This is a genomic window from Micromonospora sp. NPDC005205 (genome assembly GCF_040608275.1).
GTDB lineage: Bacteria > Actinomycetota > Actinomycetes > Mycobacteriales > Micromonosporaceae > Micromonospora.
In genome coordinates, this window is sequence record NZ_JBEXHV010000002.1 from 269,337 (window position 1) to 284,752 (window position 15,416).

Consider the following 15,416-nt stretch of genomic DNA (forward strand, 5'->3'; position numbering starts at 1 on the left):
ACGGTTGTCGGGCGCGTCACTGCCGCGGGTCGTGGCCCTGGTCGTTGGGTCAGGATGGCGAGCGTGAGTCTGCGCTTCGTCCTTGATCCTGACCTGACCCCGCAGCTACGCGCCGAGATCGTCGACCTCTGGGTGGACGTCAGCAATGCGGGCGGGGCGGTCGGCTTCGTACCACCTGTCACCGCCGCCGACGTGCACGTCACCGCCGATCCGACCTTCGCCGGCATCGCCGACGGACCGGACCAGCTGTTGGTCGGCTACTCCGGGGACCGGCTGGCGGCAATGCTGATCTTCAGTGACAACCGTTTTCCGCTCACGGCGCACTGGTGCACAGTGAAGCGGGTGATGGTCCACCCGGACACCCAGGGCGCCGGCTACGGCTCGGCGCTGATGGTGGAGGCCGAGCGACTGGGCAGGGCGTTGGGCCACGAGGCACTGCACGTCACGGTGCGCGACGGGCTGGGGTTGGACAAGTTCTACGGTCGCCTCGGGTACCGGGAGGTCGGCCGGCTTCCGGGTGCGTTGCGGGTGGCCCCCGATGACGACCGGGACGAGATCCTGATGTGGCTCGATCTGACGGTGGCCGGCTGAGCGGTCAGCCCTCGCACCACCGGGCGTTGGCCCGGGCCGAACTGGTGGTCGGCGCGTCGGTGGCCGGAGCGCTCGTCCTCGCCACCTCGACCGAGCGACGGGTCGGCGTCGGCGTGACGGCGGGTCGGCTGCTTGGCGGACGGGTCGACGCGGACGGACGGCGGGTGGCGGCACCGGCACCGGGTCCGTACATCCGGATCGTGCTGTTCTGCACCTGGCCCGGTGCCATTCGGATGCCGCCGGCTGTGACCCGGTTGCCGTACACGTCGGTGACCCGGACGGTGAACGGGCCCGGCCCGGCGCCGGAGGCGATCAGCCAGTAGTTGTAGTCCTGCCGGGCGGCCGACTGCCAGGGGTCGCTGTCGCGCTGCCGGACCTCGACGGACCGCAGCGGGTTGCCGTGGTTGCCGACGCGGACGGCGAACCACCACTGCGACGCGCCCTCCTTGATCCGGAAGCTGAGTGGTCCGGGCAGAGGCGGGTTGACCACCGCGCGGTAGGTCACCGGAACGAGGCCCTGGACGGGGTCGGCGATCCGGGCGAACGCCTCGCGGGACAGGTCGAGGTGGCCGGGCTCGCACTCCGGGCACTGGTCCATGATGAGCACCCGGACGGTGCCCTTGGGGCCGACGACGTCGAGGAATCCGCCGCAGGCGGCACCGGCGGAGTATTCCGTCGGACCGAGCGCGACGTAGAGCCGGTTGGCGGGGGCAGCCGGGTTCGAGCAGTTGCCGCCGGCGCCCTTGGAGTCGTAGAAGGTGGCCTTGCCGGTGTGCGTAGCGTTGCCGGTGGGTGGCGCGGCGGCCAGCGTCCGGCCGGCGGCGCAGGCCGGGGTGGAGCCGGATCGCAGGGTGAGGGTGAGCCCGAGCGTCGCCGCGAGGACTGTGACGCCGGTGGCTACCAGCCAGGGTTTCGCGCCGGACGACGGCGCGGGCCGGTCCTCTGGAGGATGGTCCAGGTCGATGTTGATGTCGACAGCGCTTCCGTCCGTCACGACGGCGATGCTGCCGGACCCGGTCGGGTACGGACAAGCGGGCTAAGCCAAAGCTAAGACAGCATCGACGGACGGTGACCGTGGGGTGCCGGTTGCTGGTCGGCTCCCGGTCAGGGCGCGAGAACCACCGGGGCGTCCACAGCCAGCGGTCCGCTGTCGAGCGGCACCAGGTTCAGTCCGAAGAGGAGTTTCTGCTTGACGTTGCGGTGCCGCCCGAGGGTGCGCAGCGGCTCCCTGGTGCGTACCCCGGTCTCCTGGTCGGTGGTGGTCACCACGCAGCGGTCGCACGGCCCGGCGGCCTGGAACGTCCGGTCGCCGATGCGCAGCCGCCGACCCACCCAGTCGTCCTCGGCCCAGGCCGGCGCACCGTCGACGACCAGGTTGGGTCGGAAGCGGGTCATCGGTACTGGTTCCTCCCCCGCCTCGGCCAGCCAGTCGTTGAGGGCGTCGAGGGAGGTGGCGTTGGCCAGCAGCACCGGGTAGGCGTCGGCGAAGCTGACCTGGTCACCGGTGTCGTGTTCGCGGGTCCCGGCGGCCAGGTGGCGGGTCGGCTGGGCCAGCCAGACCAGTCGGACCGGTCGGCCTAGCAGGGCGCCGAGCCAGTCGTCGGCCGCGTGGCCGGCGGGCAGCGCGGGGACCGGGAAGGTGCGGCTGCGGAAGGTACGGACCGGGACCGGTTCGCCGCCGGCCGGCTCGGGCACGTCGAGGTCGGGGTGCCCGTCGGCGCGCAGTGACAGACCCCCGGGGTGCACGGAGGCGCGCAGGCTGACGAGCCGGGTCGTGTCCCGCTGGGTGACGCCGACCCCGTCGGCGTCCACGAGCATCCAACGCCGGTCGCCGGCCAGACCCCACCGGTGCACGAACGCGCCGTCGTGGTCGAGCCGGTGACAGCCCTTGACGGGGTACGTGTGAATCGAGGTCAGCCGCACCCGGCTACCATGCCACGCCGATCCCGTCGCCCGGGTACCAGTGGTTGGCCGGGGTCTCCCGGTAGGCGAGGAACCGCCGGCCGGTGCGTTCGGCGTGCTCAGCGAGCACGTTGGTGCTGGTGACGTTGTCGGTGAGCAGGATCGCGCCGGGTGCGAGCTTGGGTTCCACGGCGTCGAACTCACGCTTCTCGTGGGCACGGCTGTGGTCGCTGTCGTGCAGGAACAGGTCGACCGGGCGGTCCAACGCGCCGATCGAGGCGATCGAGTCGCCGATCACCAGGTCGACGACCTCCGACCACGGCGCGACCCCGGCGAGGTAGCCGGCCTCGGGGTTGATGTCCAGGGAGGTGACGCGGCCCGGGTGCCCCTCCTGCGCGTTGCGCAGCAGGGCGGACGCCAGGACGACGCTGCCGAGTCCCTTGTCGACGCCGGTCTCGACGACGTGGGCGGGGCGGGTGGCACGGACGATGGCGTACCAACCGATCCGCCGGGCGTAGCGGATCTCCTTGTCGGCGAGGCCGCGCCGGTCGGAGGCGGCGATCGCCGCCAGGAGGTGTTGGCGCAGGCCGTCGTCCGACTCGATCTCGCCGAGGTACGCCCGTACCTGTCTGACCGGGATGTCGCAGACCACGCTGACGAACCAGGCGAGGTGGTTGCGGCTCAACGAGGTGAGGTCGTACGTGTAGTTGTGGTGCTCGCGGGAGGTCAGCAGCCAGCGCGCCGAGCGGCGCAGCATCTTCGCGTCGTGCCGTGCGACAGTGCGAAGCCTCTTGGGAAAGGCGGCGATCGGGGCGAGTGGAGTACGCGCGACGGCCCGTCGGAGCTTGATTCGATCCACGGGTGCCGTTGTAGCAGGGTTCGGGCGGCAGCGGGAGCGTCCTCGCGAAAGCCGATGTTCACGTTGCCTTCACCTGTCCGCAGGGGCAGCAGAATAGGGCCTGGAAAAGGTTCCCGGGCCGGCGTTACCGGCAGTCCGTCCGAACGCAGGGTCGGGTTCGCCGCACCGGTCGGCGGGCGTGCGATAGCCGAAAGGACGAGGGTGCACGTCAGGCGCACTCAATCAGTAGCATCGCCGGCATGTCTGGTGCTCAGCGGTACACCGATGCCGACACCGAATTCTTCGACCCACACGCAGCCGATCCGCAGGAGGATGTCCCGGCCGGGGGCAAGCGGCGACGTCGCGGCCCTCGCTGGCGTCGCGTCCTCGTCATCTGCCTGGTAGTCGCAGCGATCCTGGGCGGCGGCAGCATGATCGGTGGCGCCCTCTATCTCCGCTCGGTCGAGAAGGACATCGACCGGGTGGATGCCTTCGCCGACGTTCCCGAGGAGGGGCGTCCGCAGGCGGTGGCCGACGGCGCGATGAACATCCTGATCCTGGGCAGCGATTCCCGCGACCCGGAGAGCACTGGCGGCTCGCGCACGGACACCATCATCGTCGCGCACATCCCGAAGGACCGAGCGAGCGCGCAACTCGTCTCGATCCCTCGGGACACCTGGGTGAACGTGCCGAAGGCCAAGAACGGCCAGCACGGCGGCCGCGATGCGAAGATCAACGCAGCGTACGCCTGGGGTGGCATTCCGCTGATGGTGCAAACAGTCGAATCGTTCACGACGGTGCGAATCGACCACGTCATGATTGTCGACTTCGCTGGCTTCAAGGAAATCATCGACGCCCTGGACGGCGTCGACATCAACGCGGAGAAGTCGTTCACGTCGATCCACCCGCCGTTCCGCAAGTTCGAGCAGGGCGTGCAGCGGATGGACGGCGAGACGGCCCTGGACTACTCCCGCCAGCGCAAACAGTTCGCTGACGGCGACTTCGCCCGCATCCGTCACCAGCAGCAGGTCATCAAGGCCATCCTCGACAAGGCCGTGTCCGGCGGCATCGTCACCAACCCTGGGCGGCTCAACTCCTTCGTCAAGGCGACCTCGAGCGCCGTGGCGGTGGACGAGAAGATGTCGCTCGTCAGCATGGCGACAGACCTGCGGAGCCTCCGTGGTCGTAACCTCACCTTCGTCACAAGCCCGACGAAGGGCACCGGTCGAGTGGGCAGCGAAAGCGTCGTCTTCGCGAACACCGAGAAGGCAAAGACCTTCTACGATGCCGTGCGCCGGGACTCCGTCGACGAGATTCTCGCCAGCGCCAAGTAACCCCTGGGCCGGTGGCCGTTGCCGTCCGCCGCCTTGTCTCGAATTACGGACCGGCCAGGTCAGCCGGCCCTCACGGGGAGGTCCACAATGTCCAATCAGCCCGCTATGTGGCATCGACCGGTGCCGGCCGATGACCGGGCCGGCAACGCCACCGACGCCCAGGGCGACGGTGAGGGGGACGACGAAGGGAGTCGCGGCGGGAGTAGCCCTCCCGCCTACCAGTTCCCCGGTTACCAGCCTGCCGGCTACCAACCTCCCGGTTACCAGCCTGCCGGCCACCAGACCCCGGCCTTCCCTGCTCCCGCCGACCGGCGCTCGACCTCGCCGGCCCCGGCACCCGCACCCGCACCTGAACAGCACGAGCCTCGCGCCGGCCTGGACACGACTGCCGTCCTGCCGTACGCCGGCTCGCGCGCCTCGACCCGGACCCGGTGGCTGCGGGCCTGGATGATGACCGCGCCGGTCGACGTCCTGGCACTGCTGACGCCGTTGCTCGTCACTCAGCAGTACTGGCGCGGCACCCTGGCCATGACGGTCCTGACCGTGATCGTCTTTGCCAGCGGCGGCCTCTACCGGGCACGACGGCACGTGAGCTTCCTCGACGAGGTGCCGAGCCTCTGCGGGCGTCTGCTGGCCGCGGCGTCCGCGGTCGCCATCGTCGCGGCGATGCGTCACGAATCCGCCGAGTACGTCTTCAGCTTCACCCGCGGTGTCGCCGCGTCGGCAGGGCTGGTCATCCTCGGCCGGGCCTTCACCCGCGAATTCGCCATCATCGCCCGCAAGCGCCGGTGGGTCGAGCACAACACCATCATCGTCGGCAGTGGCCCCACCGCCGTGGAACTCGCCCGGCTCCTGCGCCGCTACCCCCAGTACGGCCTGCGCTTCGTGGGTTGTGTCGACACCCCGGACGGCCCGTCGGCGCTGCCGCTGATCGGATCCCTCGACGACCTCGACAGCCTCGTACGGCTGCGCGAGTGCGACGTGGTGATCGTCGCGGACGCGAGCTGCTCCGAGACCTCACTCATGGAGATCCTGGCCCGGCCACGGACGGCGGAGTGCGACCTGTGGGCGGCCACCCCCCTCTGGGGGTCCCGTTCGCACGGCGACCACATCGGCGCGGTCCCGGTCGTCAGCATCGGCGACATCACCCTCTCCGGCCCGCAGTCCGCGCTCAAGCGCGCGTCGGACATCGCGTTCGCCTCGGTGGCGCTGCTCCTGCTGAGCCCGGTGCTCCTCATCTGCGCTGTCGCCACGCTCATCGACGGCGGCCCCGGCATCTTCTTCTACCAGGAGCGCATCGGTCGGTTCGGCCGACCTTTCAACATCATCAAGTTCCGGTCCATGCGCCCCGTCGACGAGCACGAGTCGCAGACCAACTGGTCCATCGCCAACGACCGGCGGGTCGGGCCGATCGGTCGGATCATGCGCAGGACCTCCCTCGACGAGCTGCCGCAGCTCTGGAACATCCTCCGTGGCGACATGAGCGTGGTCGGCCCCCGACCCGAGCGCCCCTACTTCGTCGAGAAGTTCTCGGCCGAATACCCCCAGTACGCGATGCGCCACCGCGTTCCGGTCGGGCTCACCGGTCTGGCACAGGTCAGCGGGTTGCGCGGCGACACCCCGATCTCCGACCGGGCCCGCTTCGACAACTTCTACATCGAGAACTGGTCCCTCTGGCTCGACGTCAAGGTGGTGCTCCGTACGGTGACCGAGGTGTTCCGCGCCGGCGGCCGCTGATCCGCCCACGCACCGGCACACCGCCGGGTACGGCCACGGCCGTGCCCGGCGGCCGTGTGCAGGTCGTACCCCAACGCATGGAGAACGCAATGCCGAACGTATCCGTCGTGATCCCCACCACCGGCCGCCCCAGCATCGCCGACGCGGTGCTCTCCGCCCGATCGCAGCAGGGCACATCCGTACACATCGTGGTCGTCTGTGACACCCCGGAGGTGCCGCAGACGGTGCGGAACCTGGGGCAGCACATCGACCGGGTGGTCTGCACCGGCGGCGGCCGGCGCGGGTCGTACGCCCGCAACCTCGGAGTCACCCACGCCATCCCGGGCAGCCACGTCGCGTTCCTCGACGACGACGACACCTGGCTGCCGACCAAGCTGGCGGCACAGGTTCCCGCGCTCGAGCGGGTCGCGGCGGCCGGGTTCCGCCCTGTCGTGTCGTCCCGGATCCTGCAACGCAAGGACGGCGCGGAGCCGCTGCCGACACCGGCACCCGCCGAGGTGATCCCCGACGGCATGCTGCCGGAGGACTACCTGTTCCGCCGCCGTCACCTCGGCATCGGCCGGCAGTCGTTGCCCACGTCGACGCTCCTGACCACGTACGAGTTGGCGACCGAGTGCCGCTGGGACGAGACGCTCCCCCGACACCAGGACTGGGACTGGCTGGTCCGGGTCGCCCGGCTGCCGCGCGTGAAGATCGTCCAGGTGGAGGAGGCGACGGCCGTCTACACGGTGGGCAGCCCCGGGTCGATCTCGGCCGGCGCCGACTGGCGTACCTCGTGGCACTGGGCCCAGCGCTGGGAGGGAGTGTGGGCACCGGGGACCTTCTCGGACTTCATCGCGGCCCAGACCCTCCGCTACGCTCTCCAGGCCCGGGACCGGGAGGGCGTGCGGGAGATGGTGCGGGCGATCCGCCGCAACTCGCCTCCGTCCGCCCGGAACGCGGTGCTGGCGGCGCTCGGGCTCGTACCCAGGTCGACCCTGGAACGGGTCGCCATGCGCAAGTCGAAGGCCCCCAGCAGCCCCACTCGACCGCTTGAGACCGAACGGCCACACTGATGCGTCTGCACTTCGTACTGCCGCAGCTCGAGCCGTACTACGGCATGGAGCGCGCCGCAGTCCTGGTGATGCGCGGGCTCGCACGTCACGGCGTGGAGGTGTCCGCGACGGTTCTGTCCCGGGGAGTTCCGCACGGGCTCGACGATCTCCGTATCGACACCCTGGACCTCGGGTCGCGGCTCACCCGGCTGGTGGAGGCCGTACCCCCGCTGCGCCGCAGGCTGCGGAGCCTGCCCCCGGACGTGGAGGTCGTCGCCAGCGGGTTGTGGGGCAGCGTGCCCGTCGGGGCGGCTCTGGCTGGCTCATCTCGGACCTTCATCGCATGGGAGCACTCGCTGCTGCCCGAGCGAATGCGGGCCGACCGTCGGGTACGGATGCTCGCCCGTGCTTCCGGGTTCGGTGCCCTCCGGCCACGGCTCGTCGTGGCCGTGTCCGACGGCGTCGCCCGGACGGTACGCAGTCTTCACTCCGGGTCGCGCGTCGTCACGATCCCCAACCCGGTGCCGACCGCGCCGTTCGTCCCGCCCCGGCCGATCGCCGATCCAAGGAGGATCCGGCTGGTCACCACCGGCGCGCTCCGCCCCCTGAAGAACCACCTGTGCGCCATCGACGCGCTCGCGGAACTGCCCACCTCCTACCACCTGACCCTTGCCGGAGACGGCGAGGAGCGGACACTGCTGGAGACCCGGGCGCGCGAGCGCGGCCTGGCGGATCGGGTGACCTTTCTCGGTCGGATCCCTGACGTCCGTGGGCTGCTGACCGACGCCGACCTGCTCGTCCACCCGTCACTGGCGGAGACCTTCGGATTCAGCCTCGTGGAGGCAGCCGAAGTGGGGCTGCCCGTCGCCGCGATGCCCGTGTCCGCCGTCGACGAGATGGTGCCGGACCTGGTGCCCGGCGTGCTGACGACGGCCCCGACCTCGACCGCCCTCGCCGAGGCGATCAGGCACCTGACGGGTTTCGGCCGGCCCGGTCCGGTGGAGTTCGAGAAGGCCTGGCACGCCCGCTCGGCCGCCTTCGATCCGGCCGGGATCAGCCGACAGTGGGTGGAGGCGGTACGACGATGACCCTCGCCCAAGGAGCAGTCGACCTCGTGGGCGAGCCGGACCGGAGCGCGTCGCCACGTCACCGGGCGCCTCGCCGGGGTGACGCCTTCCTGCGCAAGTCCGGCAGGTTCTTCGTGGGAACCCTGCTGCGGACTCTCGCCCAGGGAGCACTCTTCGTGCTGCTGGCGCGGGAGATGCCCATCGACACGTATGGCCTCTTCGTCGGCATCACGGCCTTGGTGGCGGTCATCTCGCCCTTCGCGTCGGCCGGCGCACCGAGCCTGATCTTCCAGAGCCACGCCGACGCGCCTGCCGAGTGGGCCCGTCACCTGGCCCGAGGGCTGCTGCTGTCGGTGGTGTTCGGGGCTGGCGCGACAGTGCTCGTCGCTGCGGCGGGCGCGCTGATCTGGGGCGCGCAGGCGAGCCTGATCGACCTGTTCTGTCTGGCCTTCGCCGACCTGGTGGCCTGGCGCCTCATCGAGGCGGTGGCCGCCTCAGTCCAGGCCCGGGGCCGGATTCTGCTGGCCTCCGTCATCCCCGCGTTGCTACAGGTCTCCCGGTTGGTCGGGGTCATCGTGCTGGCTGCGGCGGCCGGGCCGGTCACCCTGCACGCCTGGGCCGTGACCTCGGTGCTGCTGTCGACGGTGGTGTGCGTGGCAGTGGTCCTGGGTGGCCTACGCGGGTCAGGTCGGACTCCCCTGGAAGTCCGGGGATCGTTGGCGCAGGCGCGGACCGGCATGCTGTTCGCCGTGGGTCTGTCCGCCCAGACCGTGTACAACGATCTCGACAAGGTGATGCTCTCCAAGCTGGGCACCACGGAGAGCGCGGCCATCTACGCCGCGGCGTACCGCGTCGTCGACTTCGCGTACACGCCCGCCCGGTCGATGGCGGCTGTCGCGTACCCCAACTTCTTTGAGGCGGGGCGCAACGGCCCTCGAGCCGCACTGCGGCTCACGCGCAAGCTGCTGCCGCGCTACCTGGCGTTCAGCGTGCCGGCATCGCTTCTTCTCGTCGCGTTCGCCTGGATGATGCCAGTGGTCTTCGGCCCCGAGTACGAGGCCGCCACCCTCGCTCTGCAGGGCCTGAGTGCACTGCTGGTGCTGAAGGCAATCCATTACCTCGCCGCCGATACCCTGTCCGGTGCCCGTATGCAGGGACGCCGGACTGTGGCCCAGATTGCGGTCGGCGTGGTCAATGCCGGCCTGAACGTCTGGCTGATTCCGGCGTACGGGTGGCAGGGTGCGGTGGTGTCGAGTCTGGTGTGCGACGCTCTGCTCGCCGTCCTGCTGTGGGGGTGCCTCGTCGCTGCCCTGCGACGCGACCCGCACCGCGACGCCGATGCTGAGGCGGCATCGGCAGCTGACCGAGAAAGGGTCTGACGTGACCACCATCTTCGGTGTCCTACTGACCGTCGGTGGCATCGCGGTAGCCCTGTGGTTGGTCCGAGTCCCGCGGAACATCGCCGCCGCCTTTGGCGACGGTGCGACCGCTGTCGCTCTGGTCGGGTTCGCCGTGCTCACCAACGCGGCGCCCGCGCTCGTCGGCGACAAGAGCTCGGCGCTGATCGGCGTACTGCTGATCACGCTGCTGGCCTGGCTGGTGCTCACCGGCCGGGCGGTTCTGCGCGGACCTTCCGATGTGTGGCTGCGGATCTCGATCGCGATGGCCGGCGCGCTGCTCGCCTGGTCTGCCGGCGTCGACGCCCTCACCGGAGACGGCTTCTACGGTTCTCGGTTGCCGGCTTACTCGGCGGCCGCGCTAGTGCTGCTCGCCGTCTGGTTGATGGCTGCCCGCACCGCAGTGAGCGTCCGGGCGGTGGCCTACACGGGGCTGGCGGTCCTGGCACTGCTGGCCATCCCGACCGCGCTGTACGAGCAGTCGTGGCGAACCTGCACCGGCGGGCAGTTGGAGAAGTGTTCGCTGGCCGGGGCACTGTTCAAGAGTTTCTACGACTCTGAGAACTACGTTGCCATGATCGCCTCGTTCACGGCGGTGGCGGCCGTCTGCGGCCTGCGTCGCTGGGAGCGGTGGGCCGCTGTGGCGTTCTGCCTGCTGATCATCATTGCCACCGGATCCCGGACCAGTTTCCTGGCCCTCGCAGCGGTAGGCGGATGGCTGCTCGGCGCGTCGTTCCTCGAGCGGCGGCGAGCGTACGCACAGATCAACTTCGCGTTCTGCGTTGCCTTGGTCGTCGGCGCCGTGGGAGCGGCCACCTACCTGACCTGGAGCGCGTCCAAGACCACCCTGAGCAACCGTGGCAACATCTGGGTCCACGTTCGCGAATACATCGCAGGGTCGGAGGTGACCGGCGTCGGGGTCTCGAAGTGGTACTACCTCCGGGACATCGGCGACGCGCCTCACCACTTCTTCCACTCCGGCTACGTCTTGGCCATCTTCTCCGGGGGCTTCGTCGCGCTGACATTGTGGGGCCTCTGGTTGGCTGCGTTGCTGCACCGACCAGTCGTCGACGGGCGGGCCTTCTCCGCAAAGACCCCGCTCGTCCTCTTTGTCATCTACTCGTTCACCGAAGTCGTGTGGAACCCGCTGTCGGCTGACGGGCTGACCTGGATCGCCATGCTGCTGATGCTGACCGCCTCGGTGTCCGCGACCCCGGCCCGCGCCCAGTCGCCCGGACCGGTGGACCTGGTAGACCGGCCCGGCCCATTCGCCAGCCTCAGGTGGCTGACGGGACGGCATCACGCCACCGCGGCAGCACCGGCCAACCCCGGGACGTCCACGACAGTTGGTACGCCGGTTGCGGTTTCCAGTTTCCGTCCGGATATCCAAGGGCTCCGGGCCTTCGCCGTCGTCGTGGTGATCGCCGATCACGTCTTCCACTGGCCGGCTGGCGGCTTCGTCGGAGTCGACGTCTTCTTTGTCATCTCCGGGTTTCTCATCAGCGGCCTCCTGCTCAAGGAACACCAACGGACCGGCAGGATCTCCTTCACGGACTTCTATCGACGACGGATCCGGCGGATCCTTCCGCTGGCGCTGCTGGTCCTTGTCACCACCTACCTCGCGGCCTCCCTGCTGTTCATCGGCGAGCGCCTGCGGTCGACAGCCTGGGATGCCCTGGCCGCTGCCCTCTTCTCGGCCAACTGGCGCTTCGCCGCCGCCGGCACCGACTACTTCCAGGCGGATGGGCCCGTGTCGCCGCTACGGCACTACTGGTCGCTTTCGGTCGAGGAGCAGTTCTACTTCGTCTGGCCGGTCCTGATCACACTGGTTCTCGGCTTCACCGCACAACGGCTCCGCTGGACGCAACCGAAGGCACGGTGGGTGCTCGGCGGCATCATGGCGGTGCTAGCCCTCGCCTCAGTCGCCTTCGGCCTGTGGCAGACAGGACATGCCCCCACCGACGCGTACTACTCGACCTTCTCCCGCGCCTGGGAACTGGCGGTGGGTGGGCTCATCGCGCTGACGGCACACCGGTGGGCGGCCCTACCGGCCCGGGTACGGCTCGCCATGCAGTGGGTTGGCCTCGGGGGTCTGGTCGCCTCGCTCTTCCTCGTGGGCCCCCAGACGCCATTCCCCGTCCCGGGTGCGGCGCTGCCGGTGCTCGCCGCGGTCCTGGTGGTGGCAGGCGGTGCCGGCGGCGCGCCGCGAATGCTGCCGCTCACGAATCCCGCGTCACGGTATGTCGGCGATATCTCCTACTCCCTCTACCTGTGGCACTTCCCACTGATCGTTCTGATCGGCGCGGTGCTGCCGGCAGAGAGCAGCAAGACGCAACTCGTCGTGCTCGCCGGCACCGCGTTGTTGTCCGTCGCCTCGTACCACCTCTTGGAGGACCCGATCCGGCGCTCCTCGTGGCTGGACAGCAAGCCGCGGGAACCGGGCCGCCCCCGGTCCCGGGTGCGTGGTCTCCTGTGGGGCGCACCGGTCGCCGCCCTCACTGCGGGCTTGGTCCTGGTCACCGTAGTCGCCTTCGGGCCCGGATCCCGGCCGCCCGCACCGAATCCGGCCGCCTTCACGAGCGAGACCGCACTGGCCGCCGCAGTCGAGGAGGCGTTGCGGGCGAAGGAGTGGCCGCCAGTCACCCCCGCCCTGTCCGAGGTGGGTCGGCAGGGCTTCGCCCGGGAGGACTCCCAGGGTTGCGGACCGGCCACACCGCGCGGTCGGGACTGTTCAGCTGTCAACGTCGATCCGCAACGCCTTGCCGTGGTGGTCGGCGACTCGACCGCCATCGCGTGGCTGCCGGCCATCCGGGCTGCGCTGGAGCCTCAGGGCTGGACGGTCCACCCGATGACCTACGTCGGCTGCCCGCTGCTGTCGACGACGACCATCGCCGACGACGACAGCATTACCCGGGCCTGCCCGGCCCACAAGGAGATCGTGCGCTCGTTCATCGCCGACGTGAAGCCGGCGCTGGTCATCGTGACCAACACCTACGCGCAGCGGCTGCAGGCAGAGGGCGGGAAGCCCTCGCTGCCCATCTGGGAGGCATCGGCCAGGAAGGCCAGGGAGTGGCTCTCACCCGCTGGCGAAGTGGTTGCCCTTCAGCCCCCGCCTCCGGCGATGAACCCGACCGCTTGTGCCACCCGCTTCTCCAGCCCGAAGGACTGCGTGGCGAAAATTCAGGCGCTGTGGCGGTCGTACGCGGAGGCCGACGAACGCGTGTGGAGCGAACCGGGATCCGCGTACGTATCGACCCGGTCGTGGTTCTGCGCCCCTGACGATCGTTGTCCCGCGTTCGTGAACGGTGTGGTCGTGCGGCGGGACGCCTCACACATCACCAGCGAGTACGCCCGCAGCCTCGCGCCGCTGTTGACGGCAGCTCTGCGACCCTCGCTCGCCAAGGCGCTGACGACCCCAGCCGCCATGCCCGGCAGCTAGCCATCAACGATCGGCAGGTCCTGGAAGGCCAGCAGTCCGGCCCCGATACCCGTGACGATCCCCGGCGCGGTCCGGCCCAGATAGCTGACGCCGCTCGTGGGGAACGCGGGGCCGGTGAGCGTCAGCTCCAACTGGCCACCGTCGCGGTACTCCACGCCACTGACCGAGACCCCGCTGCGGGTGATCCGAAAGTCGGCCGCGGCCCCGGGGTTGACAGTGAGCTTGTCGTTGTCGCGGAGCTGGATGACGACCCGGGTGCGGCCGTCGACGAATGCCGCCGAGCGGGGGTTCGGCGCCGCTACACCAGCGGCCGCACCCCCGTAGAGATCACGAGCCACCGTCGCGAAGACCTGGTCACCGAGTTCCCGGTAACCCTTCTCCCATGCGAAGTGGCAGTTTTCTCGGCCAGTGAGGCCGCTGGTGGACAGCACTGTCACCCCGAGCGTGTCCGCCATCCGCCGCTGGGCCTCTCGGAGCGGGCCAGGCGAGCTGTCATCGCAGGGCGACGTCCGTACCTGGAACACGTAGTAGCGGCTGTCCGTCCCCAGCTCGGCACGCCAGTTACGCAGCAGGTTCGTGACACCGGCCATGTGCCCAGCGGCGTCGTTCCGGTCAGCCTCGCCGTGGTACCAGAAGACCGCCCGGATCTGGCCGAACAGCCCTGCGGCAAGGAGACGCTGGCGCAGCCGACCGTAGTTGGTACGTACGTCTCCGGGGTCAACGTCGCTACGTTGGAAGTACGACACGGTCTTTCCGGCGAAGCCACCGTTGAGGATGGCCACCGGCACCTGGTAGGTGTCCACGAGCCGCCGTGCTGTCCGGATCCCCCACTGACCCACCGACCCGGGTTGCTGGATGACGTCAGAGACCGCGTAGTTCCAGCTCCGCTCGGCCGCTGAGAAGTCCGGTTCCGGAGTCGACGAGCCGAAACTGCGAATGAACTCGTGTTCCTCCTCCCCTGAGGATCCGCGGTAGGCAGCCGCCACCGCGTTCGACTGGCCTTGAATCACGTACACGTCGCCGGCCACGACACCCTCCCACCGGGCGACGCGACGATGCACACCGTCGCCCAGCACGTAGAGGTCGAATCGGTACGCGCGCAGCGCTGCGGAGATCCGGTGGCGGAGTGAGAACGCGCCACCGGGACGGACCACCGTGCTTTCCTCCCAGGCTTCGGAACCGCTGACGACCTTGATGCGCACTGCGGCGGCCCGCGGGTCCGCGGCCCGTCCGGCCACCAGCACCGTCGCGCCGCCTGCTTCATCTCGCTGGTACAACTGCCGGTCCGCTGGATGTTGATCGACGGCGAGGAGGGCTGGGCGGGCATACACGGTCAGGCGCCGCTGCCCGAGCGCACCTGCGTTGTCGGCGAAGGTCCAGTCGGAGTTACCGGTCGGCGCCGATCCGATGCCGAGGGAGAGCGGCCGACCCGGTTGGGTGAAGCCGTTGACGGCCAGGATCGTCTGTGGCACCTCGGCGGCTGGTCGGTCTGCGGCCACACGATGCACCTGGAATGAGCCATAGAAGTCTGCGACCTGGGGATCGTCGTCGGCGTCGTACTGCTGAGTCGAGGCGGCGGGGATCTGGCGGGAGGCGAAAGGACGATAGCTGTTGGGCCATATCTCCAGATAGCCGGTGAGACCGGTCCCGGTGGTAAGCCCGGGGACGTTCGTAGCGACTTCCAGGTCGGCGACGCGCTGCCGGACGATCGGGTCGGATCGGTCGGGCAGGCCCAGCCGGTGGACGTCGTCGGTGAAGGGCGCCATTGCCGTCCATACCCACTGTCGGCCGGGTGGGCGGTCCAGTTCGAGGCAGTAGCCGACCCGGTCGAATCCGCCGGTGATGGTCGAGGATTTGTCGAAGACGAGGGCCGGGGGCCGCCCGTCCCCCCGTTCGGGCAGGTCGATGGCACTAACTGGGAGGAAACCAGCCATGCCGCCGGCATTGGCGGAGCAGGCGGTGTCGTCGATTGGCGTCACTGGTCGCTGCGCGTCGTCGAACTCCGGCGCCGACCAGGCGGCGGTGGGCCGGCCGCCGTCCGACGGTGGCCAGTCAATCGCTACGACGACCGCCACCA

Annotated in this window: 11 protein-coding genes; 7 read left to right on the top strand and 4 right to left on the bottom strand. The window is 69.7% G+C overall.

What is annotated here, in order from left to right:
• The first annotated feature begins 63 nt into the window (after nt 1–63).
• Nucleotides 64–591 (top strand): GNAT family N-acetyltransferase, encoded by a 528-nt coding sequence (locus ABZU43_RS05960; RefSeq protein WP_355005420.1) that lies wholly within the window; start codon nt 64–66, stop codon nt 589–591.
• A 4-nt stretch (nt 592–595) separates the two neighbouring features.
• Here ABZU43_RS05960 and ABZU43_RS05965 read toward each other — a convergent pair whose 3' ends face one another.
• The 3 genes from ABZU43_RS05965 to ABZU43_RS05975 all read right to left on the bottom strand — a co-directional run bounded on the left by ABZU43_RS05965 (nt 596) and on the right by ABZU43_RS05975 (nt 3,352).
• Nucleotides 596–1,585 carry an expansin EXLX1 family cellulose-binding protein gene (locus ABZU43_RS05965; RefSeq protein WP_355005421.1) on the bottom strand — a complete coding sequence of 330 codons (990 nt, stop codon included), beginning with the start codon at nt 1,583–1,585 and terminating at the stop codon, nt 596–598.
• A 110-nt stretch (nt 1,586–1,695) separates the two neighbouring features.
• Nucleotides 1,696–2,514 (bottom strand): MOSC N-terminal beta barrel domain-containing protein, encoded by an 819-nt coding sequence (locus tag ABZU43_RS05970; RefSeq protein WP_355005422.1) that lies wholly within the window; start codon nt 2,512–2,514, stop codon nt 1,696–1,698.
• A gap of 4 nt (nt 2,515–2,518) precedes the next feature.
• Nucleotides 2,519–3,352 (bottom strand): class I SAM-dependent methyltransferase, encoded by an 834-nt coding sequence (locus tag ABZU43_RS05975; RefSeq protein ID WP_355005423.1) that lies wholly within the window; start codon nt 3,350–3,352, stop codon nt 2,519–2,521.
• A 410-nt stretch (nt 3,353–3,762) separates the two neighbouring features.
• Here ABZU43_RS05975 and ABZU43_RS05980 point away from each other — a divergent pair, with 410 nt between their 5' ends.
• From ABZU43_RS05980 to ABZU43_RS06005, 6 genes are all read left to right on the top strand, one after another.
• Nucleotides 3,763–4,665 carry an LCP family protein gene (locus tag ABZU43_RS05980; protein WP_355005424.1) on the top strand — a complete coding sequence of 301 codons (903 nt, stop codon included), beginning with the start codon at nt 3,763–3,765 and terminating at the stop codon, nt 4,663–4,665.
• 87 nt (nt 4,666–4,752) lie between these two features.
• Complete coding sequence (locus ABZU43_RS05985; RefSeq protein WP_355005425.1) at nt 4,753–6,402, top strand: sugar transferase; 1,650 nt, start codon at nt 4,753–4,755, stop codon at nt 6,400–6,402.
• An 89-nt stretch (nt 6,403–6,491) separates the two neighbouring features.
• Nucleotides 6,492–7,457, top strand: coding sequence for a glycosyltransferase family A protein (locus ABZU43_RS05990; RefSeq protein ID WP_355005426.1), 966 nt, complete (start codon nt 6,492–6,494; stop codon nt 7,455–7,457).
• Nucleotides 7,457–8,524: a glycosyltransferase gene (locus ABZU43_RS05995; protein ID WP_355005427.1), complete on the top strand. Its 1,068-nt coding sequence runs from the start codon at nt 7,457–7,459 to the stop codon at nt 8,522–8,524. The genes ABZU43_RS05990 and ABZU43_RS05995 overlap by 1 nt, the downstream gene beginning before the upstream one ends.
• Nucleotides 8,525–8,550: 26 nt before the next feature.
• A complete protein-coding gene (locus tag ABZU43_RS06000; protein ID WP_355005428.1) occupies nt 8,551–9,882 on the top strand; it encodes a polysaccharide biosynthesis C-terminal domain-containing protein in 1,332 nt (443 codons plus the stop codon).
• A gap of 1 nt (nt 9,883) precedes the next feature.
• Complete coding sequence (locus ABZU43_RS06005) at nt 9,884–13,339, top strand: acyltransferase family protein (RefSeq protein WP_355005429.1); 3,456 nt, start codon at nt 9,884–9,886, stop codon at nt 13,337–13,339.
• Here the strand turns inward: ABZU43_RS06005 and ABZU43_RS06010 are convergent.
• Complete coding sequence (locus ABZU43_RS06010) at nt 13,336–15,414, bottom strand: sialate O-acetylesterase (protein WP_355005430.1); 2,079 nt, start codon at nt 15,412–15,414, stop codon at nt 13,336–13,338. The genes ABZU43_RS06005 and ABZU43_RS06010 overlap by 4 nt on opposite strands.
• Between the last annotated feature and the right edge of the window lie 2 nt (nt 15,415–15,416).

Excerpts from the sequence above, each read along its gene's own strand:
- ABZU43_RS05995 (WP_355005427.1), top strand. The coding sequence starts at position 7,457 with ATGCGTCTGCACTTCGTACTGCCGCAGCTCGAGCCGTACTACGGCATG.
- ABZU43_RS05985 (WP_355005425.1), top strand. The coding sequence starts at position 4,753 with ATGTCCAATCAGCCCGCTATGTGGCATCGACCGGTGCCGGCCGATGAC.
- ABZU43_RS05990 (WP_355005426.1), top strand. The coding sequence starts at position 6,492 with ATGCCGAACGTATCCGTCGTGATCCCCACCACCGGCCGCCCCAGCATC.
- ABZU43_RS05980 (WP_355005424.1), top strand. The coding sequence starts at position 3,763 with ATGATCGGTGGCGCCCTCTATCTCCGCTCGGTCGAGAAGGACATCGAC.